This is a genomic window from Prevotella pectinovora (assembly GCF_000834015.1).
Taxonomy (GTDB): domain Bacteria; phylum Bacteroidota; class Bacteroidia; order Bacteroidales; family Bacteroidaceae; genus Prevotella; species Prevotella pectinovora.
Map to the genome: position 1 here is coordinate 1 of NZ_JXQI01000050.1, position 715 is coordinate 715.

The window sequence follows — 715 nt, forward strand, 5'->3', positions numbered from 1 at the left end:
ATGCAGAAAATGCAGGAAATTTGCTGGAAGACAATAGCGGAGTGAAGCGTAGACGGCGTGCAGCATCGTTGTCCGACAGTGAAATCATGACCATTCTGTTGTATTTTCATTTTGGTACATTCCGCAATTTCAAGCACTACTACCTGTTCTTTATTAAGGGTACGATGAAGTCTTATTTTCCGAAAGCCGTGTCGTACAACCGCTTTGTGGAGTTGGAAAGCCGCGTGTTCTTCCAGCTCATGTTCTTCCTTAATCTGGGAGCTTTCGGAAGATGTACCGGCATAACATTCGTTGATTCCACGATGATACCCGTATGCCATAATCTCAGGAGATATGCCAATAAGGTATTCAAGGGAATTGCCACTGACGGAAAAGGAACTATGGGTTGGTGTCATGGCTTTAAGCTCCACCTTGCGTGCAATGACAGAGGCGAGATAATAGCGTTTGTACTTACTGGTGCAAATGTCAGCGACAAGGACCCGAATGTGTTCAAGGTCCTTGCTAAACGTTTGTATGGCAAGCTGTTCGCTGACAAAGGCTATATTTCACAGAAGCTGTTTGACTTCCTCTTTGAGGATGGAATACAGCTGGTGACAGGGTTGCGCGTAAACATGAAAAACAAGCTGATGCCGTTCTATGACAGAATGATGCTGCGCAAGAGATACATTATCGAAACCATTAACGACATGCTGAAGAATACGGCACAGATTGTCCC

Annotated in this window: 1 protein-coding gene; it reads left to right on the top strand. The window is 44.9% G+C overall.

Translation table 11 applies throughout. From position 1 onward, the window contains the following. A partial coding sequence (locus ST42_RS05920; RefSeq protein WP_044072829.1) for an IS982 family transposase occupies positions 1-715 on the top strand: 715 nt, incomplete at both ends.